3 protein-coding genes are annotated in these 2,644 nt (G+C 58.4%); 2 read left to right on the forward strand and 1 reads right to left on the reverse strand.

From position 1 onward, the window contains the following. Positions 1-543, reverse strand: a 543-nt coding sequence (locus J7J55_07260) for a hypothetical protein (GenBank protein MCD6142492.1), incomplete at its 3' end; no start/stop codon positions are given. 346 nt (positions 544-889) lie between these two features. Between J7J55_07260 and J7J55_07265 the strand changes: the two genes are divergently transcribed. After that, complete coding sequence (locus tag J7J55_07265) at positions 890-2,218, forward strand: diguanylate cyclase (protein ID MCD6142493.1); 1,329 nt, start codon at positions 890-892, stop codon at positions 2,216-2,218. Positions 2,219-2,244: 26 nt separating this feature from the next. After that, a partial coding sequence (locus J7J55_07270; GenBank protein MCD6142494.1) for a hypothetical protein occupies positions 2,245-2,644 on the forward strand: 400 nt, incomplete at its 3' end.

The following is a 2,644-nucleotide window of genomic DNA, read 5'->3' on the forward strand; positions in this document are numbered from 1 at the left end:
GGGAGCGGAGAGATCGAAGGTCCCGCTCACCCCTTGGTAGCTCACGGTGAACGGCCTCTCTGGATCGATCCGGTCCCCGAGAACGAGGATCCCCTCGCTCCCCGAGCCGTAGGAGGGCCCGGCCGGGTTCACCACGAACCTCCCGTCGAGGAACCCCGGAGTTATCTCCACCCAATCCTCCCGTGCCGGGGTGAACGACGTTTCGCCTTGGGTGATCGTAAACCGGTCCAAAGAGAAGTCGAACGAATCGACAACGCGCTTTACCGACGGGTTCACGTAGAGGGCGTTGCGCCCTACGTAAGGGGAAAGCTCGTTCCGCAGAGTCGGGGAGATGCGGGAATTGAAGGTGCGGTCGGTGATGTACACGATGAAGATCCCGAGCTCCTCTCCCCCCACAGGCACAGTGAGCTGGAGGAAGAGATCCGGACTCAATCCGGTCTTCTCCGCGATCTGCGCGTCGGTGGCAGCGAATCCCGTCACGCTCAACAACAAAACAAGGAGGAAGGCGAGTAGACCCCGCCCTCCCGACTGAATCAGCACCATCGGATGTTCTGCTTTACCGAGAGTAACGGCCTAGTGGCACGGCCCGCCGCACCACCATCCGGTAAATGCGAACACCCAGAACGTGAAGAAGAACGAGAGCAGCACCCAAGCCTCTATGGTCATCGGCCACCTCCTTAGATTGTGATTTCACTATAGCACAAAACCGGTCCGGAGACAAGTGTTATACATAACAGAACTGCAAAACACCGAATTTGCTTGACACGGCGCTTCTTTCCTGGTTTAATCGTCGGGAACTAACGTGTTGTGTAGCAATTTTGTCTGCACCGCGAAGGGGGTTCCATTGGCGGAAGAAAGTCAGAGGGAAAGCGGTGTTCTTGATCGAAAGATGCTCTCTCTTCTCCTCGATGCTTTAGGAGCATTGGTCATCATCTTCGACTCGGAGGGACGAGTTATACATCTTAACAACGCCTGCCAAGAGGTAACCGGCTATTCGGTAGAAGAGTTAAAGGGGAAGCCGATCTGGGATCTTCTGATCCTCCCCGAGGAGCGGGAGAATGTGAAGCGCGTGTTCGACGAGCTCGTGCGGACCGCTGCTTCCAACCGGTACGAGAACTACTGGCGGAGCAAGGACGGGAGTCTGCACCTGATCTCCTGGTCGAACACCGTCTACCGCGACCCCGTGGAAGGGGTGAAGTACGTGATCGGCACCGGAATCGAGGTGACGGACTACCGGCGTACCCAGGAGGCCCTTGAGGACTTAAACCAGAAGATAATCCTCCTTCACGAGACCGCGCATCGACTGGGAGAGATGACGAAGGAGGAGGACGTATACCAGCTTACCGTGCACGCGGCTGAGGAGATCCTCGGGTTTCCGTTATGCACCCTTGACATCTGTGAGGATGATAAGCTTGTCCCCAAGGCGATGGCAAACGGTCTCCCTCCCGGAGCGAGTCAGCCGGTTCCCCTTTCCGAGGAGACACTGGCGACGAAGACCTACCTCACCGGGAAGACGTACGTGCTCGGGCGCCCGGATGACGATCCCTCCGCCCGACCTACTTACTCCGAGTTCCGCTCGGTGATCAGCGCCCCGATCGGCAAGTTCGGGGTGTTCCAGGTGGCGTCGGAGAAGGAGAACGCGTTCTCCGAGCAGGACGTGCGCCTCATCGAACTCCTCCTCGGGCACACCACGCAGGCGATCGCCCGCATCCGCCTGCAGAACGAGCTGCGGGAGCAGGCGAGGAGGGATCCGCTCACCGGTGTCTACAACCGCCGCTACTTCAACGAAGTGGTCGAACAGGAGCTCATCCGCTCCAGGCGATACGAGCATCCGATCGGATTCCTGATGATCGACGTTGACAACTTCAAGCAGATAAACGACCGCTTCGGCCATCAGATGGGAGACCGGGTCCTGCAGGAAGTGGCGAACCTCCTCGTCGCCCAAGTGCGGGAGAGCGATATCGTCGTCCGCTACGGAGGGGACGAGTTCCTCGTCATGCTGATCGAGACGGACGGACAGGCGGATGCGGTGAAGGCCCGCATCCAGGAGACGGTCAAGGAGAGGAATGAGACCGGTGAATCCTTCCCGTTTCCGATAACGCTCTCCATCGGCACGGCGCATTGGGATCCCGAGAAGCGGGAATCGATCGAGCAGGTGCTGGCGAGGGCGGATAAGCGGATGTATGCGTCCAAAGGGGCGCACAGAGGGACGGGATGAGCGATCGGGGGAGGATTGACGTATCAATGCAGGAACTTCTCGACATGATCCGATTCACCGAGCAGGTCTCCGCCAAGCTCCACGGCCTGCCCGACGAAGACGCAATCTACCGGACGGTGTGTGAGGAGTTCGGCCGCTCGGGCCGGTATTCAGCGTCCATCGTTCGATTGACGGAGAACGGCACCAGGTTGGAGATTGTGGCAACATCGCACCCGTCCAAAATCATTGAGAAGGCGGAAAAGCTGACTGGGCTGACACTGCACGACTACAAACTCGACTTATCCCGTTCGACGATCTATCGTCAAGTGCTCGAAACAGGGAAAAGCACCTACACCCCGGTTGAGGAGATCATCTGTGATTTGTTTCCCGGACCGCTTGCCTCCGTGATCGCGAAAACCTTGGGCTACGTGGGAAAGATCACAATCC

This window comes from Candidatus Bipolaricaulota bacterium (assembly GCA_021159055.1).
In the GTDB taxonomy this organism is placed as follows: Bacteria; Bipolaricaulota; Bipolaricaulia; order UBA7950; family UBA9294; genus S016-54.